This window comes from Bifidobacterium asteroides (assembly GCF_030758775.1).
Taxonomy (GTDB): domain Bacteria; phylum Actinomycetota; class Actinomycetes; order Actinomycetales; family Bifidobacteriaceae; genus Bombiscardovia; species Bombiscardovia kimbladii.
Genome location: NZ_CP132384.1, coordinates 644932 through 669791, shown reverse-complemented (window position 1 = coordinate 669791; position 24860 = coordinate 644932). Strand labels below are relative to the sequence as shown.

Genomic DNA, 24860 nt, shown 5'->3' with positions numbered 1-24860 from the left:
TCACCATGTTACCGGGATAGCATCAGTTCTGGGCCCAGACGTGGGGACCTGGTATTTCTGCATAAGGAATTCACCGATCTGAGCGAAGATGGGGCCGGCGGTGATGCTGCCGAAAACGCCATCGCTGCTGTGGGGATTCTTCAGGACTACGGTGACAACATAATGGGGGTCGTCAGCAGGCAGGATGCCCACCCAGTCGCTGATGATGCCGCCCAGGCCGCCCGAGCTGTCGGCCACCTCGGCGGTGCCGGTCTTGGAGGCCACCCGATAGCCATCCACCTTGGCTGTATTCTGGTACTTTTCAGCCACCGACTCCATGCCGTTCATGACCGTAGCCGCCACCTTCTCGTCCACTACCCTCACCCGGTTGGCGTTGACGGCACCCTGGCCGCGGATGATGGTCTGGTCGGCCCGGACCCCCTTGTTGGCCAGGGTGGCGATGACGTTGGTCAGCTGGATGGCGTTGGTGGCATAGCCCTGGCCGAACAATACCGTGTTGCGCGTGCGTCGGTCCCAGGTCTGAGGCGAAGTCAGCAGGCCCTTGGACTCCCCCGGCAGGCCCAGGGACGAGGCCTGGCCGATGCCAAAGCGGGTCAGATAGTCGTAGCGCTTCTGATCCGGGTAGTGTTCGCCGGCCATGACCATGCCCACGTTGGAGGAGTTCTGCAGAATGCCGGCAAGGGTCCAGTGCTCGGCTGGATGGTCGAAGGCATCCTTGTACTGCTGGTTGTCCACGGTGATGTGGTCGGGCACAGTGAAGCGGTCGCTCATGGAGTGCACCTGCTCCTGAAGCATGCCGGAGATCGAGATGGTCTTGCCGATGGAGCCGGGCTCGAAGGTCTCCGCCACCGCCCGCGAGGAGTTGACCTTGGCCTGGTCGCTGCCAGCCTGGTAATCGTCAGTGTCGGCCAGGGCCAGGATCTCGTTGGTGCGGGTGTCCTGGACGACGGCCAGGGCCCAGTCGGCATGAAAGCGCTGGCAGCCCGACTTGAGGGCCTGACGGACGTACCACTGAACGTCCTGATCAACGGTCAGGGTCACATCCTTGCCGTTGACCGGATTGCGCTGACGGGTCACGGTTCCGGGGATCTCCTGGCCAAGCATCCCCTGCTGGTAGACCGTGTAGCCGTCAGAGCCGGTCAGCTGCCGATTCTCCATCTGCTCGATCCCGGCCACGCCCTTGCCGCTGTCGTCGATGCCCCCGATCAGGGCTCCCATCAGATCCGCATGAGGATAGGTGCGTTCGCTGCTCAGCTCTGCCGTGATGATCCCCTGCAGCCCCAGCTTGTCGATGGAGCGCTTGACCTCGGGAGTCACCCGCTTGGCCAAGACCACGTACCGTCCGGGGACGCTGAGTTTGCCGCCCAGCTCCATGGCGTTCATTCCCAGGGCCGGCGCCAGGAGGCGGGCCACGCCGGCAGCACCGTCAGCGCCCACCGGGTGGCCTTTGATGCTGTGGCAGTCGCTGCCTGTGCGCTTGGTGCAGTTGACAGGTATGAAGGAGGCGGCCGCCTCGGGGTCACCGATGATGTTGTACCGCTCCAGGCTCTGGGCCAGCACGCGGCCATTGACGTCCAGGATGCGGCCACGCTGGGCCTTGATGGTATGCGGCACGGTGCGGCCCGCCGCAGCGGCTTGGGCCATGGACCTTCCGTCGAAGAGCTGGATATAGGCCAGCTTGCCCAGGGCCAGGGCGGCCACCAGGACCAGGATCAGGCCCACAGACAGCGAACGCTTGCAGAAGGAGAGGTGCCAGGAGCGCTTGGTTCCCTTGCCACTCATGGATGCCCCGCCTTGCCCTGGGCATCCTGAGGGGGCTTGTAGCCCTGCAGATCGATGGAGTTCAGGCCCTGCTGAGACTGCATGCCCAACTGCTGGGCCTTGTCCGGCAAAGAAGCCTGGAGCTGGTCGAGCTTGTTCTGGTCATCCTGGACATCCTGGTTGAGATTGCTGATCTCATGCTGGATCTGGGTAGCTTCGAAGGAGTCCTGGACCATCTGGGTGCGCAGCATCAGGGAACCGAACATGCAGGCAGCCAGAAAAACCACGGAGGCCATGATCCGCAGCAGGGGGTTGCCGCGGGTGCGCGTCCAGCCAATCAGACGCCTGGCCCCCTCAGCCACCGGGCCTCGTTCGGGATGGCGGTCCTTGCCCGGTTTGCCTGTGCCCTTGATCAGACTGAGCTCAGGCCTGGTGGGCATCTCCTGAATGCGGGGATGGCCCTTGTCCGCAGATGCCTTGGAACGGACTGAACGTGCTGGCATGGTCATGACCGGCGCCTCGATTCCGAACCATGGCCGACGCGGCGATGACGACCATCCGAGCCCTCACCACGGGCCTCGGCCTGAAGCCGATGGCGACGCTCCTCGGGGATGGCTCCGATCATCTCCACGGCCCGCAGACGCACTGAAGCCGATCTTGGGTTGTGTTCCCGCTCGGCCGCGTCGGCCTTAATGGCCCCATGAGTCAGATCCGATAGATAGGGGCGGGCCTGATCGGGCACCACCGGCATGCCCGCCGGCAGGTCCACATGCAGCCCTGGCGCCATGAAGCGCTTGACCATGCGGTCCTCCAGAGAATGGTAGGACTCCACAATCAGACGGCCCCCCTGAGCCAGCCGCAGCATGGCCTGGGGCAGGGTGCGCCTCAAACGATCCAACTCCCCGTTGACCTCGATGCGCAGGGCCTGGAAAACCCTCTTGGCCGGATTGCCCGGCGGACGATGGCCACGCGGCACTGCCCTGTCGACCAGACGGTCCAGCTGGGCCGATGTGGTCAGCGGCTGCTCCTGCCTGGCCTCGACGATGGCCCGAGCGATGCGTCCTGCATAGCGTTCCTCCCCATACCGGGAGAAGATGTCAGCCAGCCGGGCCTGGTCGTACTCGGCCAGGACCTGCGCGGCCGTCAGCTCCTGGCTGGTATCCATGCGCATGTCCAGCGGGGCATCCTGACGGTAGGTGAATCCCCTGTCGCGCTGGTCGATCTGCAGAGAAGACAATCCCAGATCCATGAAAACCAGGTCCACTTGCCCCAGGCCCAGGGCATCAAGCTGCTGGTCCAGCTGATCAAAGGGGGCGTGAACCGGCGTGAAGCGGTCGGCCAGACCCTCGTCGCGCATCCGGCCAGTGGCCAGATCCAGGGCCTGGCTGTCCCTGTCTATGCCAATAAGACGGGCCTCAGGGCAGGACTTGAGAAAGGCGGTGGCGTGACCAGCCAGGCCCAGCGTACAATCCACAGCCACGGCCCCCGGGTGCTCCAAGGCGGGTCGAGCCAGCGCAAGGCAGCGTTCCAGCAGGACGGGACGGTGGACCCTGCCGCTGTCCACGGCCTCCTGGTCGGGAGGATTGCGATCTGACATCAGGGCCTCCATCAGCAATCCACCGCCGGAAGAACATCATCGGCAATGTCGGCGTAGCCCTGCTCCTTGCTCTCCAGGTAGGCAGTCCAGGAATCCTGATCCCAGATCTCAGCACGGGTGCCCACGCCGATGACCACGACGGGGCCCGTCAGCCGTGCATATGAGCGCAGCATGGGCGGGACCAGGATGCGGCCCTGCTTGTCGGGGACCTGGTCGACGGCGCCGGACAGAAATACGCGCAGGTAGTCCCTGGCCGACTTGTCGCCCATGGAGGTGTGCTGGATGCGCACGGCCATCCGTCGAAATTCCTCGGTGGGCAGCAGGCTGACGCAACGTTCCTGGCCACGGGCCATGACCAGGCCCTGACCCAGCTGGGCGCGGAACTTGGCGGGCAGAGCCAGGCGGCCCTTGGAATCCATCTTGGGGGTGTAGGTGCCCAGAAGCATGGGCGGCAGGGAAGGCGAGGCGGCATCTGCGTCGTATGTATCGGCCATGCCCCACCTCCAATGCCAGTTTGGTAACCATGGGACGGCCCCATCGGGTAGCGTCCCCTACGCAGTGCTCCCCACTTTACCCCACTTATCCCCATTGCTCACCACCTCGACACCACCTCAGGCCCAAATCCAACCATTCGCCTCACCGACGGGTTCGCCTCGGCGTTTCGCCACCCGGCAAGGAGGGCGCGGCCAGGGGTCAGATGGACCGAAAAAATGTAGAGGTCGAGCGGTATATTGGATCATCCGATTTTGAACATTCCACAGAACGGACACACATGTCGAGCTATTCCTCACAGCTGCATGAAGAGCAGACGGCGGTGGACAGGGCCTACGGCCGTCTGGACGAGCTGCGGGCGCAGGCCAGGACCAGACTGGACGCGGTTCGGGCCGCCGGCTCCCACGGTTCCCCCACGCAGCGTACCGAGCGGGATTCCTTCGCCAACATGTATGAGGACCGGCTCACCCAGCTGCGGGCCGTAGAGGACCGTCTGGTCTTCGGCCGACTGGATACAGCCCAGGGCGGCCGGCGATATATCGGGCGACTGGGCCTGCTGGACAGCAATCACGAGCCAATCCTGACCGACTGGCGTGCCGAGGCCGCACGCCCCTTCTACGAGGCCACCCCGGCGGATCACGGCGACATCGTCATGCGTAGGCACATCACCCTCAACTTCCGCCAGGTCACCGGCATCGAGGATGAGGTTCTGGACCTGTCGGCCCCGGAAGTGGACAAGGCGGCCCAGGGCGGCACCCTGGCCGGCGAGGGCGCGCTCATGGCATCCCTGTCCAGCCGCCGCACCGGGCAGATGACCGACATCGTGGCCACCATCCAGGCTGAACAGGACCGGATCATCCGCTCCCCCATGACCCGTCCGCTGGTGGTCCAGGGCGGACCGGGCACCGGCAAGACGGCCGTGGCTCTGCACCGGGCGGCTTATCTGCTCTACACTCACCGGCGCCGACTGGAGAGTTCAGGCGTGCTGATCGTCGGGCCCAGCAACGCCTTCCTGCACTACATCGACCAGGTTCTGCCCTCCCTGGGCGAGACCGGAGTGCTCAGCCGCACCATGGGCGACCTCATCCCCGGCATCAGCACCGACCGCCAGGAGGACCCGCACGTGGCCCGGCTCAAGGGGGACATCCGCATGGCCGAGGCTGTAGCCAACGCCGTCGCCTCCCGTGAGCGGGTGCCTGCCTCCCTGCCCACGGTCAAGGTGGATGGGGTGGCCGTCCCCATGCTGGCGGTCGACCTGGAACAGGCCCTGATCGATGCCCGACGCAGCCACCAGCCCCACAACAAAGCCAGGAACACCTTTGTGCGCTCGGCCCTGAACGCCATGACCGCCCGCTATGCCGAAGGGGTGGACTATCAGCCCGGAGCCGAGGAACTCGCCCGGGTCACCTCCCTGCTGCGGCTGAACGACCAGGTGCGGAGGACTCTCAACCTGGCCTGGCTTCCCATGAACCCCCGCTGGCTGGTCAACGACCTCTGGTCCAGGCCGGACCGTCTACGCCGGTTCGCCCCTTGGCTGACTCCTGAACAGATTGATTTGCTGACCCGCCAGGATGGCGCCGAACTGACCGTATCCGACATCCCCATCATGGACGAGGCCATGGAGCTGCTGGGCCCCGACCCACGCCAGGCGGACCGCGAACAGGCTGAAAAGGCCCGTCGCGATGAGGAACGGCGGTTTGCCAGCGACACATTGGCCCAGAATGGCATCGGCACAGGGATCGTGACCTCCCAGATGCTGCTTGATTCCATCAACGGTCAGGACGAGAACCAGGCAGCCACCCAGGCGGCCGCCGACCGTGAATGGGTCTACGGGCACATCGTGGTTGACGAGGCCCAGGAACTGACGGCCATGGACTGGAGGATGCTGATCCGGCGCTGCCCCTCCCGATCCTTCACCATCGTCGGGGACGTGGCCCAGACCGCAGCCCTGGGCGGCACCCGGTCCTGGGCCGCCACTATGGATGCGCTTTTCGGACCGGATGGTTGGGACCTGCGACAGCTGACCATCGACTATCGCAACCCTCGTCAGGTATCCAACCTGGCCTCCTCCTTCGCAGCCTCCGAAGGTCTTGAAGTTTCAACGCTCAAGGCCGTACGAGAGGTGGAAGGCTCAGTCAGCCGCCTGCGGGCAGAGGATCAAGCAAGCCTGTTGGACCAGCTGCCTGACCTGGTAAGCGAGCTGGCAAAACGTCATCTGGGCAAGGACGGCACCGGACGCCTGGCCATTATCGTTCCTGGCGCCCTGGAAGCTGAAGTAATCTCACGGCTGCATATTGACAAGGCTCAGGAGCACCAGATCACGGTCACGACCACCGGTCACACCAAGGGCCTGGAGTTCGATGCCGTGGTTCTGGTTGAGCCTGGAGCCATTCAGGATGAAGCCCCTTCCAGGCTGAGCGCGGCGGCTGACCTCTATGTGGCCATGACGCGACCGACACAGGAGCTGGTCATAGCCCAGACTTCCGGGGACCACAGGCTGCTGGACCTGGGATGAAGTGCCTAGGTGCCAGGCCTACATCGTGCCTGGCGCCCCAGTTCGCTTCCAGACACAGTCCGATCTCGTCACAAGCTGGCCCAGTCGCACACTGACGAAAGCTGCTGGCCTGTTGCTGGCAGAATGACCGATGCCAGAATAGCCAATTCTAGGACTGCTGAATTGCAGACTGGTCTTCGGCAGACTGGTCTTCGGCGCGCAAGGTGTCGATGGCCTGCTGGAAGTCCTCCAGGTTGCTGAAGTTGCGGTAGACCGAGGCGAAGCGCAGATAGGCCACTTCGTCCAACTCCCTGAGAGGCTTCAGGATGGCCCTGCCGACCTCTTCCGAATCCACCTGAGCCAGGCCGCGTGAGCGCAGATCCTCTTCAACCTGCTGGCCCAGGAGTTTCAGGTCATTCTCGTCGATGGGCCTGCCTTGGCAGGCCTTCCTCACGCCAGCAATGACCTTGTCGCGGTTGAAGGGCTCGGCATTGCCTGAGCGTTTCATGACCAAGAGGATCGAGGTCTCCACCGTGGTGAACCGACGCGAGCAGTGCGGACACTCACGGCGGCGTCTGATGGCATGGCCGTCGTCGCTGATTCGCGTATCCACAACCTTGGTATCGGGATTCTGGCAGAAAGGACAGTGCATATGCAATATCATAGCGCCAAAGAATCTCAAGACCCACGTATACCGGGCCTATCAGCGTATAACACTGGACAAACTCCTCGAATTCAGCTACTGCCTTCATCCAAACGAGAGGTCATTGAGGCCCCGTCGTGCATCTTCTGGATCTAAAGCCGATGCCTCACTCGTCGCTGGGAATCAGAATTCGGTCCCCAACGCGCAGGTTGGGTGAGGACATATTGTTGATCTGCATGATGCGGTCTACGTTCTTGGTGACATCCTCGCCTTGCGGGGTGATTGCGGCCGCATAGGACCAGACATTGTCGCCCGGACGAACTGTTCTGGTGACGACTTCCTGTGGTCCTGGAGCAGAGCTGGCCGGACGAGCCATCCATCCGAACCCAGCCAGGGTCAAAGCTCCGACAGCCAGGAAAACCGCGATTCTGCGCACGACGACACCCGCAAACCCCTGATCAGGCAGACAGGCATTGACAGCTCTGCGAAGACGAGCCAAGACGGACGAGAACACAGAACGCACATAGGCCAGGCAGACCGAAAACGGGTTCGTCGGCGCAGACATGCGGGAACCGGCACAGGTACGGACAACCATGGCACACCTCTTTCGAACATTTGTTCTATCGAACAGATGTTCTCATTCTGGCACCGCGATGGTTATTTGGCAAGGCTGATTCGAACATTTGTTTGATTTTTCACTTCAGGCAGGTTAGACTGAGTTCAGTTTCCAAGGAAAGGAGCCCATCGTGAGTACCATCCCCTTCACCGGGTCCACGGCCACGAGCTCCCTCAACCAGTCCACTCTTGCCAACAGCGCCGGATCTCAGGAAACCGGCTCACCCTCAGCCAAGGAGACGACGAAAGAAAAGGCAGCCACCTCCAAGAGTCCGAATCTGGAGTCCAGACCCAAACTGACCGATCGCCAGGCCAAGGTCTTGGAAGCCATCAAGCGGCACCTGTCAGAGCGCGGATTCCTGCCCTCCTACAGGGAGATCGGCAGAGACGCGGGACTGCGCAGCACTTCTTCCGTCAAGCACCAGCTTCAGGTCTTGCAGGATCTGGGCTATATCCGTCTGACTGCCAACAAGGGACGTGCCATAGAGCTGGTCCAGGATCAGCCTGAGCCAACTGCTGGAATCGCCAAGATCATGCCCTTCCCTGATACACAGGCCGACGAGGCCATCATGCAGTCGCGCGACGTGCCCCTGGTCGGCAGAATCGCCGCCGGCCAGCCTATTCTGGCCGAGCAGCATGTGGACGATGTCATGCGTCTGCCCGAACGTCTGACCGGATCCGGGGAGCTCTTCATGCTTGAGGTCCATGGGGATTCCATGGTCGATGCCGCCATCTGCGACGGGGACTTTGTCGTTGTCCGCCGCCAGCAGGAAGCTGAGAACGGAGATATCGTTGCAGCCCTGCTTGACGATGGAGCCACGGTAAAAACCTTCCGCCGCGAGGAGGGCCACGTTTGGCTGATTCCCCACAACCCGGCCTACTCCCCCATCGACGGCACCCACGCCGTCATCATGGGCAAGGTAGTCACCGTTCTGCGCAAGGTCTGAAGACTACATGTCCAAATGCTCGCCGCTGCTATCCCGGTGGCCCTGGGGTTCTATCTGAAAGGTCGTGTGTTCGACCGAAACAGGGAAATGATCGCGCAGGCAGCGTTGCATGCTGGTAAGAATGCGTTCGCTCTCAACAGCCGTCGTGCCCTGACGCACTACCACATGCGCCGTCAGCTGCGGCAGACCGGTGGAAACACTGTTGGCATGCAGGTCATGTACCTCAAGTACGCCAGGCACGCCCTCCAGGTGCTTCCTGACCTTGGCCATGTCGAGGTCCGCCGGAGTCTCCTCAAGCAGCACAGAGACGCTGCTGGCCAGCAGTTTGATCGCACGGGGAATCATCAGCAGGGCGATCAGTCCTCCCGCCACGGCATCGAACCCGGCCCAGCCGGTGATCATCATGACCACGGCTGATACCAGAACCGCCACCGAGCCCAATGCATCGTTAACCACCTCGAGAAAAGCGGCACGCATGTTCAAATTGTCCTTGTGCCCTGAGGCCAGGACCAGGATGGATCCCACATTGGCAGCCAGACCCAAAAGTCCGAAGAAGAGCAGCAGTCCCTGCTGATGGACCTGATCCCGACCGGGCGACCAGAGCCGCAAGACGGCCTCCACGATGGCATAGATGCCCACAGCCAGCAGAACCAGAGCACCGCCAGCCGCCGTGATGACCTCCAGACGGGACCAGCCCCAGGTCCGTCGGTTCGTGGGGCGGCGATCCATCAACACAGCGGTTACCGTGGAGGCGATCAGCACAGCCATGTCGGTCATCATGTGCCCGGCATCGACCAGCAGGGCCAGGCTGCGGGTGACCAAGGCGCCGACGACCTCGGCAACAAAGACCGATCCCGTCAGCGCCAGGGTCGTCAGCAACTGTCGACGATGGGCGGATCCGCCGCCTTGGACACCACCTTCATGAGCACTCATGCATACCCCGATTCATCAGTCACCAAGGTAAGTCACCAGGGGCTGCAAGGCAAGGGTCTTATGCCAAATCCTCAGAAGCCGAACTTGCTGGCCGTCTCCTTGAGGGTCTCGGCGGAGCGCTTCAGAGCGGCCAGCTCGCCGTCGCTCAGCGGAGTGTTGATGTGGGTGTTGACCCCGTCACGGTTGAGCACGCTGGGCACCGACATGCACACGTCCGATATGCCGTGGAAGTCCTCCAACATAGAGCTGACCGGCAGGATTCGGTCGGTGCCGTTGAGGATGGACTCGATGATGTCCACGCCGGACATGGCGATGGCGAAGTTGGTCGCCCCCTTGCCCTCGATGATCTGGTAGGCGGCGTTCTTCACCTCCTGGTGGATCTCCTCGCGCTTGGCCGCATCCAAAGGCTCGTGGCCAGGCAGCTCCATCCAGTCGCACATGGGCACCCCGCCGATGGTGGCTGAGCTCCAGAGCGGGACCTCGGAGTCGCCGTGCTCGCCGGCGATGTAGGCATGCACGTTCTTGACGTTGACACCGGTCTGCTGGCCGATCAGGTAGCGCAGTCGGGCGGAGTCCAGGTTGGTGCCCGAACCGAACATCTGATTGACCGGCAGCCCGGACAGCTCCAGGGAAACTCGGGTCACGATGTCGACAGGGTTGGTAATCAGCAGGAAGATGGCGTTGGGGGCCACCTCGACCATCTGAGGGATGATGGACTTCATCATGTTGATGGTGGCGCCGGCCAGGTCAAGCCGGGTCTGTCCCGGCTTCTGCCTGGCTCCGGCCGTGATGACCACCATGTCGGCGTCGGCGCAGATCTGCGGATCGTCCGAGCCGTCGATGGTGACTGTGGGGTAGAAACTGGATCCGTGCTGCATGTCGCGGACCTCGGCCTCAACACGCTGGGCGTTGATATCCTCAAGGACGATCTCCCGAGCCACACCGCGCTGGGCCGCCGAAAAGGCCAGAGTCGACCCCACGGCTCCGGCTCCCACGATTGCTAGCTTGGTTGGCTTGATTGATGATTCCGCCATAGTTTTATGGACCTCTCTTATCGGAACCCGGGAAACGGGTTTGCCGCTGACAACATACGTAGTCTACCCAGCATAGATGACCTGGCGCGCACCTGCTCTTATGAGCTCAGCCCGGCTGATGGCGTGTCACCCGCTGAAGCCTGCAAGGGCTTCTGATCGATGGCCTGGTCAAGCACGGCAGCTGCCAGCCGGTCATCCACATCAGCGCTCAGCGCAACCCCATCGGCCCGGTATTCCAACGAATCCACCCGTCCCAGCTGCCGCACCTGCTCCAGCAGGGAGCCGCTGGTGTACGGGAGGATAGCCTGGACATGCACAGCGGGGGCGGGCAGCAGCTCCTCCACTCGTCTGCGCAGGGGCTCCAGACCCCGACCCTGCCTGGCCGAGACCAGGAAGGCCTCGGGCTCAAGGTTGGCAAGGCGCTGCCGGGCATCCCGATCGATCAGATCAACCTTGTTGAAGACCAGCAGGCGGGGAATGGACTCAGCGCCGGGGATGTCTGCCAGCACGGCGTCCACAGCCCTGATCTGCCCGAAGGGATCGGGATGGGAGCCGTCTACGACGTGCAGAATCAGATCGGACTGCCCCACCTCCTCCAGGGTGGATTTGAAGGCCTCGACCAGCTGGGTGGGCAGACGGCGTACGAACCCGACCGTGTCCACGTAGACGTAGAGCCGGCCGTCCGCCGTCTTGGTGCGCCTGACGGCCGTGTCCAGCGTGGCGAAGAGGGCGTTCTCCACCAACTCCTCGGAGCCGGTCAGCCGGTTGGTCAGCGAGGATTTGCCGGCGTTGGTATACCCCACCACGGCCACTGCCGGCAGCTGGTAACGCCGACGCGACCCACGCTTGACCTGGCGCGAGGGGGCCATCTGGGCGATCTGACGCTTCAGCCGGGAAATCCGTCGCCTGATGACCCGACGGTCGGTCTCGATCTTGGTCTCTCCCGGGCCGCGGGAGCCTATGCCGCCGGCCTGTCCCGCAGCCTGGCCGCCGGCCTGGCGGGAGAGGGATCCGCCCCAGCCGCGCAGCCTGGGCAGCATGTACTCCAATTGGGCCAGCTCCACCTGGGCCTTGCCCTCGCGGCTGGTGGCATGCTGGGCGAATATATCCAGAATCAAGGCTGTCCTGTCGACCACCTTGACCTTGGTGACGTCCTCAAGGGCACGTCGCTGGGAGGGATGAAGGTCGTCATCGATAATGATGGTGTCGGCGCCCAGCCCAGCCACGATATCCGCCAGCTCCCGTGCCTTGCCCGAACCCAGGTAGGTGGCCGGATCCGGCTTGACCCGCTGCTGGAGCAGCCCGTCAAGCACCTGAGCCCCGGCCGTCCGCGCCAGGGCGGCCAGCTCGCGCAGGGACTCCTCGGCCTGACCGACCGTGGTCCGCGAACCCGACCAGACGCCGACCAGAACCACCCGCTCCAGACGGACCTTGCGGTACTCCACCTCGGTCACGTCCTGGAGCTCGCCCAGTCCCTCGACATGGCGGAAGGCATTGCGCCGGCTGCGCTCCTGCCACTCCTGATCCTGGTCCTGCCCGACCTGCCCCTCGCTGCCGGTCAGCACCTCGGACTTGTGGGCGAGCGGGTCCTGGTGGGCATCGACAACTGCTGAACCATGTTCTTGGGTCGGTTTTTCTTGGGTCAAAGGCACCTCTGCATTGATCTATGGACTAGGGAACGAATCCGGTGTAGGCGGAATCATGACACAGTCTTTATTATCATCTTCTTAGCAGACATCAGCGGATGCCCGAGGGACGGGCAGATTTCAAAGACGGACAGGATGGACATGACGCACAGGGACCATGGCAGCAGCCGGGGGCAATCCTCCAGGACCGGGAAGGACGGAGGCGAACAGTACTTCGTAGCCCGTCCGGCCTCCCCCGACCAGCGGCGGACCATCCAGGTGGAGCTGGCCGGCCGCACCTGCCAGGTGGAGGTCTCCCACGGGGTCTTCTCGTCAGGCAGGCTTGACCTGGGCACTTCGGTCCTGCTCAAACGCGTCCCCCAACCCCCGTCCGAAGGCGATTTTCTGGACCTGGGCTGCGGCTGGGGTCCCATCGCCCTGAACATGGCCATACAGTCGCCCAAGGCCAACGTCTACGCTGTAGACACCAACCTGCGAGCCCTGGATCTGACCGCCCGCAACGCCCGATCCCAGAACCTTGACAGGGTGCATACCCTGACCCCGGAACAGGTGCCGGACAATCTGCGCTTCGACCTGATCTGGTCCAATCCGCCCATCCGGGTGGGCAAGGCGGCCCTGCACGACCTGCTGATGACCTACCTGCCCAGGCTGAAGCCCCAGGGCCTGGCCTACCTGGTGGTTCAGCGCAACCTGGGCGCCGACTCCTTGATTCCATGGCTGTCTGACGCCCTGGGCCCCGGCTGGACGGCGGAGAAGTATGCCTCGTCCAAGGGCTACCGGATCATCGAGGTGGGCCGGGCATGAGGTTCGAGTATCCTGCCGAGCTGCCCATCAGCGCGGCCAAGGAGGACATCGTCCATGCCGTGCAGTCCTCCCAGGTGGTCATCGTCTCGGGCCAGACCGGCTCGGGCAAAACCACCCAGATCCCCAAGATCCTCCTGGAAATGGGTCGCGGCGACCACGGCCGCCAGATTGTGCACACCCAGCCCAGAAGGATCGCCGCCAGAACCGTGGCCGAGCGCATCGCCTCGGAGACGGGCACCAGGCTGGGCGATCAGATCGGCTACCAGGTGCGATTCACCGATAAGTCCAGCCGAAGCACCCGTCTGCGAGTGGTCACCGACGGCATCCTCCTGGCGCAGATCCAGGGCGATCCGCAGCTGCGGGCCTACGACACCATCATCATCGACGAGGCCCACGAGCGCAGCCTGAACATCGACTTTCTGCTGGGGTATCTGACCGCCCTGCTGCCCAAACGGCCCGATCTGAAGTTGATCATCACCTCGGCCACCATTGATTCGGTCAAGTTCCGCAACCACTTCGCCAAGGCCCTGCACACCCAGGTGCCCGTGCTGGAGGTCTCCGGCCGCACCTATCCGGTCCAGACCCTCTACGAGCCTGCTGGGTCGGCCCCTGCCCTGATGCGGCATGTCCCCGGGTTCGACTCCGAGAAGGAGGGACCGGACAGGGAGGAGCCGGACATGCCCCAGGCGGTGGCCCGGGCCTGCGCCGAGCTGGTCATCCACTCCACCCACGTGGACGGCCCTAGGGACATCCTGGTCTTCGCCGCCGGAGAACGCGATATCCGCGAGTACGAGACCGCCCTGCGACGGCACTTCGGCCCTCGGACCTCCGACATGCGCCGTCCGGACGCCCTGGAGATCATCCCCCTCTTCGCCCGCCTGTCGGCCAAGGAACAGCACCGGGTCTTCGAACGCCACGGCCATCAGCGCATCGTCATCGCCACCAACGTGGCCGAAACCTCCCTGACGGTGCCGGGCATCCGTTACGTGGTGGATCCGGGACTGGCCAGGATCAGCCGCTACTCCAAGTCGGCCAAGGTCCAGCGCCTGCCCATCGAACCTATCTCCCAAGCTTCAGCCGATCAGCGGGCTGGTCGCTGCGGGCGCGTGGCCGACGGCATCGCCATTCGTCTGTATGCCAAGGATGACTATGACACCCGTCCCAAGTTCACCGATCCTGAGATCCTGCGCACCTCCCTGGGTTCAGTCATCCTGCACATGCTCTCGGTGGGCGTGGCCCATACGGCCGAGGACGTCACCGACTTCGGCTTCATCGATCCGCCCGACACCCGTGCGGTCAGCGACGGTCTGCGGGAGCTGACCGAGCTGCAGGCCATCTCCCGCCGGCAGGGCCTCATCCGGCTGACCAATCTGGGACGACGGCTGGCCAGGATCCCCATCGACATCCGTCTGGGCAGAATGATCCTGCAGGCCGGCCAGGACGCCACCCCGGACACCCTGGCCGCCGTTCTGGTGGTCGTGGCCTTCCTCTCCCTGCAGGACCCTCGCGAGCGCCCGGAGGAGAAGCGCGAGGAGGCCGACAGGATCCATGCCCGCTACGAGGACCCCTCCAGCGACTTCCTGACCGCCCTGAACATCTGGAACCGCTTCTTCCCGCAGGACAAGGAGCCATCCAACGGGGCCCTGCGCAAGGCCTGCAAGCAGGAGTACATGGCCTTCCTGCGCATGCGGCAGTGGCATGACCTCTACCGGCAGCTGGCCCAGATGTGCCGGGGCCTGCACATGAAGGTAGGCTCCCCCGTCCCCGTCAAGGGTCCGGACCAGGCTCTGCTGGCCCTGCCTATAGGGCAGCAGGCGGCACACGCCCTGGTCTGCTCCTGGGACGACCAGGGCATCCATCGTTCCATGCTGGCCGGCCTGCTCTCCAGCCTGGGCATGCAGGTGATCCACGAGCCCAAGGCCTCCGATTTCGCCGGCCTGCATGGCGCGGCCCGGGCCAAGGCCATGAAGCGGGCGCGCCGGCAGGCCAAGAACGACTACCAGGGGGCGCGCGGCACGCATTTCGCCATCTTCCCCGGATCTGCGCTCTCCAAGGCCAATCCGCCCTGGATCATGGCCGCCGAGCTGGTGGAGACCTCCCGGCTCTGGGCTCGCTGCTGCGCGGCCATCAATCCGGCCTGGGCCGAGCCCCTGGCCAAGTCCCTGACCAGGACCACCTACGCCGAACCCCACTGGTCGGCTTCCCGTGGTGCCGCGGTCGCAACTTCCAAGGTCCTGCTCTACGGCCTGCCCATCGTGCGCGACAGGACGGTCCAGTGGGCCCGGATCAACCCCGGCCAGGCCAGGGACATGCTGATACGCCAGGGCCTGGTCCAAGGTGACGTGCGCGAGCGCTTCCCGCATGACGGCTTCATCCAGGCCAACCGGCAGGTGCTCAGCGAGGCCGGTGAGCGGACCAGCAGAACCCGCCAGGTGACCGGCGCCGTCACCGAGGAGGACCTCTACGACTTCTACCAGGAGCGCATCCCCCAGGAGGCCACTTCCCTGGCCGCACTGGGCTCTTGGTGGCGGCGGCACCACGATGCGGACCCCCACCTGCTGGACTTCGACCCTGACAAGGTGGAGCGCCTGAACGACCAGTCCGCCTCCTACCGACCCGGAGACTACCCCGACCACTGGCACACCCTGGGCACCGACGGCCGGCCCATGGATCTGCCCCTGACCTACCGCTATCAGCCGGGAGAGCCGGACGACGGCATCACGGTCCACATTCCCCTGCACTGCCTGAACCAGCTGACGCCCGGACAGTTCAGCTGGACCGTGCCCGGCCTCCTGGACGATCTGATCACAGCCACCATCAAGTCCCTGCCCAAGGCCCTGCGGGTCCAGTTCGTACCCGCCCCTGACGCCGCCCGGACCATCCGCGCCTGGATAGACGGCCACTATCCCCTGCTGCCCGGCGCCGATCCTGACTCGGCAGAGCAGGCCACCTACGGATCGGCTGACCAGCAGTCTGCGTCCGGGGACGAAACCGGTGCAGAAGCCATCCCCGCCGAGGGCTGGCCGGACTTCGAGCAGGCCTTCACCGCCGCGGCCATAGACACGGTCGGAGCCCAGCTGCACCCGGAGGTCTTCACCCAGGACAGGCTGGAACGACTGCCCGACTACCTGCGGCCCACCTTCCAGGTGGAGGAGAAACGGCGCCACGGCCATCCCAAGGTCCTGGGCAGGTCCAAGTCCCTGACCGACCTGCAGCGCGACCTGGCCGGACAGGCCCGGCAGTCGGCCCGGTCCCGGGTTGACTCCCAGGCCAGCAAGGCCGCCCGACAGGGCCAGGTGGTCAAGAGCGCCGACCTGCTTCACCAGTCCGGCGCCACCACCAAACCGCGAGAGGAGCTGATCTGGCAGGCCGCCCTGGGCAAGCTCCACCTGCCTGCCCAAAGGATCTCCTCGCGCTGGCTGAGCCGGGAGACCCTGATGCTGGCCTCGGCCCCCTACCCGGACACCTCCGCCCTTGCCGAAGACCTGCAGATGGCTGCTGTCAAGCGCCTGATCCCCCACACCGAGGCCATCACCGACGACCGGTCCCTGCAAGAGGCTGTGGCCGGCGTCAGCCAGGTCTACGAGGACACCGTCTACCAGGTGGCCAAGGATGTTGTCGCCATTCTGGAGACCTCGGCCCAGGTGGACAAGGCCGTGTCTGGCCCGGCCGATCTTCCCCTGCTCTCGGTCCTGCAGTGGATCCGCCAGCACGCCGGCGGATTGGTGGCCAAGGGTTTCATCGGCGCCGACCCGCCCTACGCCCTTCCCCGCCTGCGCACATATCTGAAGGCGGACCTGATGCGCCTGAACAAGGCCCGCAGGGACAAGGACCGTGACGTACGATGGGCATGGCAGGCGCAGACCGCCCAGGATCTGGTGGACCAGGCGGCCAAGGCGGCCCAGGCCCTGCCCGCCGGTCCCGGACGAGACCAGGCCATGGACCGTGCGCGAAGGGGACGTTGGATGATGGAGGAGTACTTTGTCTCCATCTGGGCCCAGGAGCTGGGGACGGCCATCCCTGTCAGCCTGCAACGGATCAGGAAGGTGCTGGAAGGAAAGCCATGAGCACGAAACCATCGGGACGATCACGCAGGGGCAGCACCAAACGCGGACGGATGACCCTCCGCCGCGCGCAGACCCTGGGGGCCGCCCTGATGGCCATAGTCCTGGTGGTCGCCCTGTGCATCCTGGCCGTCCGCTTCGTCTCCTACCGGCTGATGGTCGGCCGCGTCATCCGCCACCAGGAGGAGCTGTCCCAGGAGTACGTTTTCAATCCAGGCAAAATCATCACCGATCACCGCTTCCATGACACCGTCGATATGAACGCCGACGATGTCCAGGACTTTTTAAACAAGCATGAGGCCTCATGCAGCGGATCCACCTGCCTGCGCAGCCTGCAGATGGATGTCCCCGACCGTCCCGGTGACGGTCTATGTGATGCCTACAAGGGCGGCAAGAGGCAGAGCGCGGCTCAGATCATCGACGGTGCCGCCCGCTCCTGTGGAATCAGCCAGAAGGTCCTCCTGACCATGCTGCAAAAGGAGCAGCATCTTGTGGCCACCAACCAGTCCCCCACACAGGTCCAGCTCAAGTCGGCCATGGGCCTCTCCTGCCCAGACGATGCAGACTGCGACACCCGCTATGCCGGATTCTTCAATCAGGTCTACGGGGCCGCCCACCGATTCCGCTACTACCAGGCCCATCGGGACCAGTATTCCTACCAGACCAAGGCCCTGAACGATGTGCGCTTCAGCCCCGATGCCTCCTGCGGCAGCGGCAAGGTCTACATCGAGAACGACGCCACCGCCCTGCTCTACATCTATACGCCCTACCAGCCCAACGAGGCAGCGTTGCAGGCAGGCGACGGCGAAGGCGACCGCTGCTCGAGCTACGGCAACCGCAACTTCGTCATCATCTACAACAACTGGTTCGGCCGATCGGACCAGTGAGCCCCGGTTTCAAAGCCTGGGCAGGTAGTAGGCCAGCTCGTAGGGGGTGACCTGCCGGCTGTATCCGGCCCACTCCCGGTGCTTGTTGCGCAGGAAGTATTCAAAGGTCTGCTCGCCAAGCACCTGAGCCACGAAGTCCGACTTCTCCATGACCTTGAGCGCCGCGTCCAGACTGTCAGGCAGGGGCTCGATGCCCATGGCCTGCCGCTCGGCGTCGGTCAGCTCCCAGACATCATCGCTGGTGGGCTCGCACAGGGTCATCTTCTGCTCGATCCCGTCCAGGCCGGCAGCCAGCAGCACCGAATAGGCCAGATAGGGGTTGGCCCCCGGATCCAGCCCGCGGAACTCCATCCTGGCCGAGTTGCCCTTGCCGGGCTTGTACTGGGGTATGCGCAGGAGGGCGGACCGGTTGTTGTGCCCCCAGCAGACGTAGCTGGGCGCCTCGGCCCCGCCCCAGAGACGCTTGTAGGAGTTGACATACTGGTCGGTCACCGCGCAGATCTCGGCCGCATGGGCCAGGATGCCGGCGGCGAACTGCCGGGCCGTCTGGGACATGTTGAACTCCTGGCCTACCTCGTAGAAGGCGTTGGTGTCCCCCTCGAACAGGCTCAGATGGGTATGCATGCCCGATCCAGGCTGGTCGGTGAAGGGCTTGGGCATGAAGCTGGCGTAGATCCCCCGCTCCAGGGAGATCTCCTTGACCACGGTCCGGAAGGTCATGATGTTGTCGGAGGTGGTCAGGGCGTCGGCATAGCGCAGGTCGATTTCGTTCTGCCCCGGCCCGGCCTCGTGGTGGGAGTACTCCACCGAGATGCCCATCTGCTCCAGCATGTTGACGCAGGCCCGGCGGAAGTCCATCCCCGGGCTGCGGGGCACATGGTCGAAGTATCCGCCCTCATCGATGGGGGTCGGGGTCTGGGACCAGTCCTCCTGATTCTCGAACAGGTAGAATTCAATCTCCGGATGGGTGTAGAAGATGAAACCCTTCTCCTTGGCCTTGGCCAGGGCCCGTTTGAGCACGTGCCGAGGATCCCCGCTGCTGGGCTCGCCGTCCGGGGTGAGCACGTCGCAGAAGATGCGCGCTGTGCCCTGCGGTCCGCCCCTCCAGGGAAGGATCTGGAAGGTGGACGGGTCGGGCTTGACGATCATGTCATCCTCGGAGACCCTGGTCATGCCCTCGATGGCCGAGCCGTCAAAGCCCAGCCCCTCCTCGAAGGCCACCTCCAGCTCGGTGGGTGCTATGGCCACCGACTTCAGGGTTCCCAAGACATCGGTGAACCAGAGACGAATGAACCGGACATCGCGCTCCTCGACGGTGCGCAGCGCGAATTCCTCTTGCTTATCCATAGAGCTTATGCTCCCATTCCTATATTTCGCTGACTTGCTTATAGCGTTAACAATGCCCTGAGACCAGGTCCAGTGCCTGCCCCAGGGTGAAGGCCCCCTCATAGAGGGACTTGCCCAGAATGGCGCTGTCCACGCCCCGATCCACCAGACCCAGGATGTGGCTCAGGTCATCCAGGCTGGATATGCCGCCCGATGCCGTCACCTTGGCCGGGGTCCGGTCAGCCACCTGTCCCAGCAGATCCAGGTTGGGGCCGGTCATCATCCCGTCGCGGGTCACGTCGGTGACCACGTACCGGCTGCACCCGTCCCGGTCCAGCCGCTCCATGGCCTCGAAAAGGTCCCCGCCCTGTCTGGTCCAGCCCCGTGCGGCCAGGGTGTGTCCGCGCACGTCCAGACCCACGCAGATCCTCTGCCCGTAACGCTCCAGGACCTGGCTGGTCCACTCCGGGTCCTCCAGGGCCGCCGTGCCGATGTTGACCCGGGTGGCACCTGCATCCAGGGCGGCCTCCAGGCTGGCATCGTCACGGATGCCGCCGCTGAGCTCCACCTTGACGCGATCGCCCAGCTGGGTGACCAGGGCGGCCAGCTTGTCACGGTTGTCTCCGGTGCCGAAGGCCGCATCCAGATCCACCAGGTGGAGCCACTGGGCACCCTGGTCGACCCAGGCCTTGGCTGCATCGGCAGGCTCACCGTAGACCTTCTCGGAGCCGGAGACCCCTTGCCTGAGGCGAACCGCCTTTCCGTCGCGGACATCGACAGCGGGTAGGAGCGTCAGCATCTCATTCACCTTTCTCGGAGGGGATTCCGGAAGCCCCGGGAAGGGTCCGCACCCAATTGGTCAGCAGCCGCGCCCCGGCCTGACCGGACTTTTCAGGATGGAACTGGGTGGCGCTCAAGGGACCGCATTCATAGGCGGCCACGAATCTGCTGCGCCCATAGGTGGCCCAGGTAACCAGCGGTTCGCCGAACAATGCGCCCTCTGTTGACCCTGGCTGCCTGTCGCTGTGTTCATTCAACGCCGATACTCGTAGGGACAGATCGGGCTGCGCCACGCCGGCCCGATCATCCCCCTGCACCGCTATGGCGGCATAGGAGTGGACAAAGTAGAAGCGCTGGTCCTGGACCCCTGCCAACAGTCGTGTTCCCTGAGGCGCCTGGACATGGTCCCAACCCATATGGGGCACCACGTCAGCGTCCAGCCTGGTCACCCGACCGGGGATCAGGCCCAGGCCGGGCTCGCTGCGGCCGTCCTCGTCCCCGAACTGGAACATGATCTGAAGGCCTATGCAGACCCCCAGGACCGGCAGCCCTTGGGCCAGGCGATCCAGGATGATGCGGTCACCGCCGACGGCGCGCAACCCTGCCATGCAGGCCCCGTAGGCCCCCACGCCGGGGATGACCAGGCCGTCGGCCTTCATGGCCAGGTCCGGGTCGGCGCTGATTTGTGCATCGACCCCCAGCTGGGAGAGGGCATGCACCATGGATCTGACATTGCCGAACCCATAGTCAAGCACCTGTATCCTGGTCATGTTCCTCCTAGCAGGTCTTTTGTCTGAACGTTTACTCGACGCGGCCCTGGCGGGTCGATCCGCCGGCCCCGAACCTGGTGTGCGAGGCGATGATGCCCATGGCCTTCTCGCGGTTGTACTCCCCCGAATCGAAGATGGCGGCCCCATCCTGGCGCAGCCTGTCCACGGTGGTGGTCCCGATCATCAGGTCCTCCACGAAGTCGGCGGTGGCGGCAAAGAGGATGGGCGGTGCGAGCGTCTGCCCCGACTGCCCGCTGATCCAGAGGGTCACTTCGAGTTTGTCGGCCCGGTTGACCGCCAGGATGGCGCTGAGCCCGGATACGACCGTGGTCAGGTCGCGGATGGCTGCCTCGGGTCCGTCACCGTCCAGGTTTCTCAGGACGGCCACGGCACCCTCACGGGCCTGGATGCACCAAGCTGAGATATCGGATATCTGGCAGAAGGCCGCCAAAAGCTCTGCCGAAGCCAGACGGGTCACCATGACGGCGGCCTTGGCCCGATTGCCGATCAGGCCTTCCAGCTCCTGGTCGAAATCGGCAGCAACGCCATCAGCCTCATCCGGTTCCACCGACGATTCGTCAGCGGACCCGGAATCCAAACCGGCCTCGTCAGCCACGCCTGATTCGGTATGGCCAACAGGCTGATCCGCCTGATTCTGGCCTTCATTGAACTCGGCCTCAAAGCTGGCCAGGGCCCGCTCGACCTCCTCCTCGCTCAGATGGTGGCCGGAATCCGGCAAGCCCTGATCCTCGCTGTCATTGTTGTCGTGTTCATCAGCGCTCATAGCGACCCCTTGGTGCTGGGGATCCCCTTCACCCTGGGATCAGGCTCCACGGCGAAGCGCAGAGCCCTGGCCAGGGCCTTGAACTCAGCCTCGGCGATGTGGTGCGGATCCCTGCCCGACAAGAGTGTCAGGTGCAGGCAGATGCCGGCATGCAGGGCGATGGACTCCATGACGTGCCTGACCAGGGAGCCGGTGAAGTGCCCGCCGATCATGGCGTACTCGAACCCCTCGGGCTCGCCGGTGCAGACCGCATAGGGCCTGCCGGAAATGTCGACCACGGCTCGTGCCAGGGCCTCGTCCAGGGGAACGGTGGCATCGGCGAAGCGCTTGATGCCCCGCTTGTCGCCCAGGGCCTGGGCCAGGGCCTCGCCAAAGACGATGGCCACGTCCTCGACGGTGTGATGGACGTCGATCTGGGTGTCCCCGCTGGCCTTGATGGTCAGGTCGATCAGGGAATGCCTGCCCAGGGCCGTCATCATATGGTCATAGAAGGGAACCGAGGTGTCGATATCGGTCACTCCGGTGCCATCCAGGTCCAGACTCAGGCTCACCTTGGATTCACTGGTCTGGCGGGTGATGGTGGCTGTTCTGCCTGCCATTGCTGCTCCTCCGCTTTCTGCCGCGCTCTCCAGTTCGCACTGTGTCTTCTGCACGGCGTCTAGACCACCAGCATAGCCGTTCGGCTGGTCTGCATCCTCCTAGAACCGCTTGAGGACATGGACCAGGGTTTGACGGAATCGATCCATCTCCGCGTCCGTGCCCATGCAGACCCTCAGGTAGCCCTGGGGGCCCACGGCCCGGATCAGCACGCCTTCATCCTTCATGGCATCGAAGACGGCATCCCGGTCGGGGAAGATGCCGAAGAGGATGAAGTTGGACGCCGATGGCACCACCGTCAAGGGCTGACCATGGAACTTCTGTCCGGCCAGCCACTGGGCGGTCCGCCGACGGGTCTGGCGAAGCTGATCCACCCGAGCCAGCTGGAGGTCCGTGTGCTCCAGGGCAGCCAGGGCCGCAGCCTGGGTCAAAGCACTCAGGTGGTAGGGCATTCGGACGATGCGGACCGCGTCGACTATTCCCTGGGATGCGGCCAAATAGCCCACCCTGGCGCCAGCGAAGGCGAAGGCCTTGGACATGGTCCGGCTGACTGCCAGATGGTCGTACTGCCCGATCAGGCTGACCGCCGAGGGTGTGCCCGGGTCGCGGAACTCGATGTAGGCCTCGTCCACGACCACGATGGGTCGGGAGGACGGATCCGCGCCCGCTACAGGGACCTTGGAGCAGGCCTCAAGAAGCCTGGTCAGCTGATCCATGGGCAGGGGCGTCCCCGTGGGATTGTTGGGGCTGGTCACCAGAACCATGGCTGGCCTCAAAGCCTTGATGCGCTCGATGGTCGCATCCATGTCCAGGCTGAAATCGGGCAGCCGATGGGCCAGTTCCCAGTCGGTGAAGGTGTCCCTGGCGTACTCGGGATACATGGAGTAGGTCGGGTCGCAGCCCAAGGCGGTCCTGCCCGGTCCGCCGAAGGCCTGGAAGAGCTGGAGCATGATCTCATTGGACCCGTTGGCCGCCCAGATCTGCTCGGGCTCGAGCGAGGTCCCTGATTCCCTCTTCAGATAGGCCGCCAGGGCCCGCCGCAGTTCCTCATGCTCCCTGTCCGGATAACGATTGAGGCCGGGGGCCACCTGGCGCACACGCTGGCAGATGGCCTCAACCACTTCTTGATCCAAGGGGTAGGGGTTCTCGTTGACATTCAGGCAGACCGGGACATCCAGCTGGGGGGCGCCGTAGGGCTCCTCTCCCACCAGATCCGTACGCAGGGGCAGATCGGCTGGTATGGCACTCACCGCAGACCGGCCTTCTCTTCGTTGGCTTCCAGGTCGGCCTTGTCATAGGGGTCGTCCAGGAACCGGCTCAGAATGCACTCGCCATGGGCGGGCAGGTCCTCGGCTACGGCGAAATCGTTGATCTTGGCCGCGATGGGCTTGAGCCCCTCCTCGTCATATTCGATGACTTCGACAGGCTTCATGAAGGTGTGGACGCCCAGGGCCACGTCGAACCGGGCGGTTCCGCCGGTAGGCAGGACGTGGTTGGACCCGGACATGTAGTCGCCCAGGGGAACAGGAGAGTATGGGCCGCGGAAGATGGCGCCCGCGTTTCGAATCCGGTCGATGACGGCATCAGGATCGGCCGTCTGAACCTCCAGATGTTCGGCTGCATAGGCATTGGCCACGTCGATGGACTGGTCGATCCCGTCGGTCAGGATGATTCCCGACTGGTTGCCGCCCAGAGAGGTGCGCACCCGGTCGGCATGCTCGGTCCGAGGCACCCTGCGCCCCAGAGCCTCCTGAACACCCTGGGCCAGATCCTGGCTGTCGGTGATCAGCACCGAGCCGGCCAGCTCGTCATGCTCGGCCTGGCCGATCAGGTCTGCCGCAACCCAGTCGGGGTTGGCTTGCCCGTCAGCCAGAATAGCGATTTCCGTGGGGCCGGCCACGGCGTCGATGCCCACCATGCCGGAGACCATCTGCTTGGCTGTCGCCACGAAGATGTTGCCCGGGCCGGTGATCTTGTCAACCGGATCGCAGAGAATCTCCCCGTCCTGGGGCTCGGACCCCTTGGCCCCGTATGCGAACATGGCCACGGCCTGGGCGCCGCCCACGGCATAGACCTCGTCCACCCCCAGGATGGCGCAGGTGGCCAGGATGATGGCCGCTGGCAGACCGCGGGGATCGTCAGAGGCAGGCGGAGTGGCCACAGCCAGGGAATCGACACCGGCAATCTGGGCGGGGACCGCGTTCATGATGACCGAGGAGGGGTACAGGGCCTTGCCTCCAGGCACGTACAGACCCACACGTTGAACCGGGATCCACCGCTCGCTGACCCGGGCGCCGGGTGCCAGGTCGGTGGCCATGGGCTTGGGCACCTGGGTGGTGCAGACCTTGCGGATGCGGCTAACGGACTCCTCGATTGCCGCCCTGACCTTGGGGTCCAGCCCGTCCAAGGCCTCCTGCATGGCCGATGCCGGGACCCTCAGATCATGGGGACGCACATGGTCGAACCTCTCCTCCAGGTCGCGCAGGGCCGCAGCCCCATGCTCGCGCACCTGGTCCAGTATGGGCCGCACCTGGGCGCTGGCCTCCCGGGTACCCATATCGGCTCGGGGCATGGCGGCGAGGAGTTGGGCGCGAGACATGGTTTTCCCGCGCAGATCCATGGTTCTCATCATGAGCTTTGACATACTTTGATGGTAGTGAACTTTTGTGTCGCCAAAGCCAGCGAC

The 24860-nt window shown here is 64.4% G+C and carries 21 protein-coding genes; 5 read left to right on the top strand and 16 right to left on the bottom strand.

The genetic code is table 11. The features are described 5' to 3' along the window. The 4 genes from RAM15_RS02410 to mraZ are packed head-to-tail and all read right to left on the bottom strand — an operon-like array spanning position 1 to position 3852. Positions 1-1782 carry a peptidoglycan D,D-transpeptidase FtsI family protein gene (locus RAM15_RS02410; RefSeq protein WP_306221907.1) on the bottom strand — a complete coding sequence of 594 codons (1782 nt, stop codon included), beginning with the start codon at positions 1780-1782 and terminating at the stop codon, positions 1-3. Further along, positions 1779-2270: a hypothetical protein gene (locus RAM15_RS02405; RefSeq protein ID WP_306221906.1), complete on the bottom strand. Its 492-nt coding sequence runs from the start codon at positions 2268-2270 to the stop codon at positions 1779-1781. Before RAM15_RS02405 ends, RAM15_RS02410 begins: the two co-directional genes overlap by 4 nt. Beyond that, the gene (gene rsmH, locus RAM15_RS02400; RefSeq protein WP_306221905.1) at positions 2267-3358 is read right to left on the bottom strand and encodes a 16S rRNA (cytosine(1402)-N(4))-methyltransferase RsmH; all 1092 of its coding nucleotides are present in this window, start codon (positions 3356-3358) and stop codon (positions 2267-2269) included. The genes RAM15_RS02405 and rsmH overlap by 4 nt, the downstream gene beginning before the upstream one ends. An 11-nt stretch (positions 3359-3369) precedes the next feature. Further along, entirely contained in the window at positions 3370-3852 is a 483-nt protein-coding gene (gene mraZ / locus RAM15_RS02395; protein ID WP_306221903.1) for a division/cell wall cluster transcriptional repressor MraZ, read from the bottom strand. Positions 3853-4130: 278 nt separating this feature from the next. On the opposite strand from mraZ, the gene RAM15_RS02390 reads away from it, so the two are divergent. After that, entirely contained in the window at positions 4131-6365 is a 2235-nt protein-coding gene (locus RAM15_RS02390; protein WP_306221902.1) for a HelD family protein, read from the top strand. 148 nt (positions 6366-6513) lie between these two features. Here the strand turns inward: RAM15_RS02390 and nrdR are convergent, their stop codons facing one another. Then, complete coding sequence (gene nrdR / locus RAM15_RS02385; RefSeq protein WP_306221901.1) at positions 6514-6996, bottom strand: transcriptional regulator NrdR; 483 nt, start codon at positions 6994-6996, stop codon at positions 6514-6516. Between the two features lie 157 nt (positions 6997-7153). Next, positions 7154-7582, bottom strand: a complete 429-nt coding sequence (locus RAM15_RS02380) for a LysM peptidoglycan-binding domain-containing protein (RefSeq protein WP_306221900.1) — start codon at positions 7580-7582, stop codon at positions 7154-7156. A 298-nt stretch (positions 7583-7880) separates the two neighbouring features. Here RAM15_RS02380 and lexA point away from each other — a divergent pair, with 298 nt between their 5' ends. Beyond that, the gene (lexA, locus tag RAM15_RS02375) at positions 7881-8549 is read left to right on the top strand and encodes a transcriptional repressor LexA (protein ID WP_045924302.1); all 669 of its coding nucleotides are present in this window, start codon (positions 7881-7883) and stop codon (positions 8547-8549) included. A 3-nt stretch (positions 8550-8552) separates the two neighbouring features. Here lexA and RAM15_RS02370 read toward each other — a convergent pair whose 3' ends face one another. From RAM15_RS02370 to hflX, 3 genes are all read right to left on the bottom strand, one after another. Continuing rightward, positions 8553-9482, bottom strand: a complete 930-nt coding sequence (locus RAM15_RS02370) for a cation diffusion facilitator family transporter (RefSeq protein ID WP_306221899.1) — start codon at positions 9480-9482, stop codon at positions 8553-8555. Positions 9483-9553: 71 nt separating this feature from the next. Further along, positions 9554-10516, bottom strand: coding sequence for an L-lactate dehydrogenase (locus tag RAM15_RS02365; RefSeq protein ID WP_306221898.1), 963 nt, complete (start codon positions 10514-10516; stop codon positions 9554-9556). 98 nt (positions 10517-10614) lie between these two features. Further along, a complete protein-coding gene (hflX, locus tag RAM15_RS02360) occupies positions 10615-12081 on the bottom strand; it encodes a GTPase HflX (protein ID WP_306222228.1) in 1467 nt (488 codons plus the stop codon). A gap of 222 nt (positions 12082-12303) precedes the next feature. On the opposite strand from hflX, the gene RAM15_RS02355 reads away from it, so the two are divergent. Genes RAM15_RS02355 through RAM15_RS02345 form a run of 3 tightly spaced genes read left to right on the top strand, consistent with a single transcriptional unit; the run spans position 12304 to position 17917 of the window. Further along, positions 12304-12966, top strand: coding sequence for a class I SAM-dependent methyltransferase (locus RAM15_RS02355; RefSeq protein ID WP_306221897.1), 663 nt, complete (start codon positions 12304-12306; stop codon positions 12964-12966). Beyond that, positions 12963-17033, top strand: coding sequence for an ATP-dependent RNA helicase HrpA (gene hrpA, locus RAM15_RS02350; protein WP_306221896.1), 4071 nt, complete (start codon positions 12963-12965; stop codon positions 17031-17033). Before RAM15_RS02355 ends, hrpA begins: the two co-directional genes overlap by 4 nt. Then, positions 17030-17917 carry a hemagglutinin gene (locus tag RAM15_RS02345; protein ID WP_306221895.1) on the top strand — a complete coding sequence of 296 codons (888 nt, stop codon included), beginning with the start codon at positions 17030-17032 and terminating at the stop codon, positions 17915-17917. The genes hrpA and RAM15_RS02345 overlap by 4 nt, the downstream gene beginning before the upstream one ends. A gap of 9 nt (positions 17918-17926) precedes the next feature. Here RAM15_RS02345 and glnA read toward each other — a convergent pair whose 3' ends face one another. The 7 genes from glnA to hisD form a co-directional block, all read right to left on the bottom strand. Further along, the gene (gene glnA, locus RAM15_RS02340) at positions 17927-19264 is read right to left on the bottom strand and encodes a type I glutamate--ammonia ligase (protein ID WP_045924085.1); all 1338 of its coding nucleotides are present in this window, start codon (positions 19262-19264) and stop codon (positions 17927-17929) included. Positions 19265-19310: 46 nt separating this feature from the next. Next, positions 19311-20042 carry a bifunctional 1-(5-phosphoribosyl)-5-((5-phosphoribosylamino)methylideneamino)imidazole-4-carboxamide isomerase/phosphoribosylanthranilate isomerase PriA gene (gene priA, locus RAM15_RS02335; protein ID WP_306221894.1) on the bottom strand — a complete coding sequence of 244 codons (732 nt, stop codon included), beginning with the start codon at positions 20040-20042 and terminating at the stop codon, positions 19311-19313. Between the two features lies 1 nt (position 20043). Next, positions 20044-20793: an imidazole glycerol phosphate synthase subunit HisH gene (gene hisH, locus RAM15_RS02330; RefSeq protein WP_306221892.1), complete on the bottom strand. Its 750-nt coding sequence runs from the start codon at positions 20791-20793 to the stop codon at positions 20044-20046. Positions 20794-20824: 31 nt separating this feature from the next. After that, positions 20825-21577: a hypothetical protein gene (locus RAM15_RS02325; RefSeq protein WP_306221891.1), complete on the bottom strand. Its 753-nt coding sequence runs from the start codon at positions 21575-21577 to the stop codon at positions 20825-20827. Next, complete coding sequence (gene hisB, locus RAM15_RS02320; protein ID WP_024627238.1) at positions 21574-22176, bottom strand: imidazoleglycerol-phosphate dehydratase HisB; 603 nt, start codon at positions 22174-22176, stop codon at positions 21574-21576. Before hisB ends, RAM15_RS02325 begins: the two co-directional genes overlap by 4 nt. Positions 22177-22275: 99 nt before the next feature. Next, a complete protein-coding gene (locus RAM15_RS02315) occupies positions 22276-23424 on the bottom strand; it encodes a histidinol-phosphate transaminase (protein ID WP_306221890.1) in 1149 nt (382 codons plus the stop codon). After that, entirely contained in the window at positions 23421-24818 is a 1398-nt protein-coding gene (hisD, locus tag RAM15_RS02310) for a histidinol dehydrogenase (protein ID WP_306221889.1), read from the bottom strand. The genes RAM15_RS02315 and hisD overlap by 4 nt, the downstream gene beginning before the upstream one ends. Positions 24819-24860 lie beyond the last annotated feature (42 nt).

Coding starts and splice junctions, on each gene's coding strand:
- priA (WP_306221894.1), bottom strand. CDS start 20,042: ATGCTGACGCTCCTACCCGCTGTCGATGTCCGCGACGGAAAGGCGGTT.
- hrpA (WP_306221896.1), top strand. CDS start 12,963: ATGAGGTTCGAGTATCCTGCCGAGCTGCCCATCAGCGCGGCCAAGGAG.
- hisD (WP_306221889.1), bottom strand. CDS start 24,818: ATGTCAAAGCTCATGATGAGAACCATGGATCTGCGCGGGAAAACCATG.
- RAM15_RS02370 (WP_306221899.1), bottom strand. CDS start 9,482: ATGAGTGCTCATGAAGGTGGTGTCCAAGGCGGCGGATCCGCCCATCGT.
- nrdR (WP_306221901.1), bottom strand. CDS start 6,996: ATGCACTGTCCTTTCTGCCAGAATCCCGATACCAAGGTTGTGGATACG.
- rsmH (WP_306221905.1), bottom strand. CDS start 3,358: ATGTCAGATCGCAATCCTCCCGACCAGGAGGCCGTGGACAGCGGCAGG.
- RAM15_RS02365 (WP_306221898.1), bottom strand. CDS start 10,516: ATGGCGGAATCATCAATCAAGCCAACCAAGCTAGCAATCGTGGGAGCC.
- RAM15_RS02390 (WP_306221902.1), top strand. CDS start 4,131: ATGTCGAGCTATTCCTCACAGCTGCATGAAGAGCAGACGGCGGTGGAC.
- RAM15_RS02380 (WP_306221900.1), bottom strand. CDS start 7,582: ATGGTTGTCCGTACCTGTGCCGGTTCCCGCATGTCTGCGCCGACGAAC.
- hisH (WP_306221892.1), bottom strand. CDS start 20,793: ATGACCAGGATACAGGTGCTTGACTATGGGTTCGGCAATGTCAGATCC.
- RAM15_RS02345 (WP_306221895.1), top strand. CDS start 17,030: ATGAGCACGAAACCATCGGGACGATCACGCAGGGGCAGCACCAAACGC.
- RAM15_RS02410 (WP_306221907.1), bottom strand. CDS start 1,782: ATGAGTGGCAAGGGAACCAAGCGCTCCTGGCACCTCTCCTTCTGCAAG.
- RAM15_RS02355 (WP_306221897.1), top strand. CDS start 12,304: ATGACGCACAGGGACCATGGCAGCAGCCGGGGGCAATCCTCCAGGACC.
- glnA (WP_045924085.1), bottom strand. CDS start 19,264: ATGGATAAGCAAGAGGAATTCGCGCTGCGCACCGTCGAGGAGCGCGAT.
- hisB (WP_024627238.1), bottom strand. CDS start 22,176: ATGGCAGGCAGAACAGCCACCATCACCCGCCAGACCAGTGAATCCAAG.
- RAM15_RS02325 (WP_306221891.1), bottom strand. CDS start 21,577: ATGAGCGCTGATGAACACGACAACAATGACAGCGAGGATCAGGGCTTG.
- RAM15_RS02405 (WP_306221906.1), bottom strand. CDS start 2,270: ATGACCATGCCAGCACGTTCAGTCCGTTCCAAGGCATCTGCGGACAAG.
- mraZ (WP_306221903.1), bottom strand. CDS start 3,852: ATGGCCGATACATACGACGCAGATGCCGCCTCGCCTTCCCTGCCGCCC.